The organism is Mesorhizobium sp. M4B.F.Ca.ET.214.01.1.1 (genome assembly GCF_004791545.1).
GTDB lineage: Bacteria > Pseudomonadota > Alphaproteobacteria > Rhizobiales > Rhizobiaceae > Mesorhizobium > Mesorhizobium abyssinicae.
This window is the reverse complement of the sequence record NZ_SRUX01000106.1, coordinates 1-379: the sequence shown is the minus strand read 5'-3', so window position 1 is coordinate 379 and position 379 is coordinate 1. Positions and strand designations below refer to the sequence as shown.

Annotated in this window: 1 pseudogene; it reads right to left on the bottom strand. The window is 59.6% G+C overall.

Features of this window, described 5'->3' with window-relative positions:
* Positions 1–108: 108 nt before the first annotated feature.
* Positions 109–379: pseudogene (locus EN857_RS33495) on the bottom strand (integrase); the annotation flags it as partial.

Sequence of the window (379 nt, the reverse complement as noted above, 5' to 3'; positions counted from 1 at the left end):
AGCTCGGAAATCGCGAGCGAGCGCAGCGCGTGCTGGCCACGCTCAACCTAAATGGCTCGGACAGCTGGAGCCGTGAGGTTGGTTCTCAAGGCCTGGATGGCGCCGCAATCACATTCGCCCGGGCGGGGTAAAAGCGATTTTTTGAAGCCGCTCGCGCTTTTGCGCTAACGAAGGTCCCGCGCCGTATTTGGGCCGGACCCATTTGTGGCCCATCAGCCAAGCAATTACCTTCTCCGGCGCCTCAACTGCCGTCAGCCGGTCCTCGAAAGTGTGTCGCAGGCTATAAAGACTATGCTCGGAAGTCGGCAGAAGTTCCTTGCTGGCGAGCACCTTGTTGACGAGCGCTGAAAGTGACGCGGCCTTGTCGCGATAACGAGGA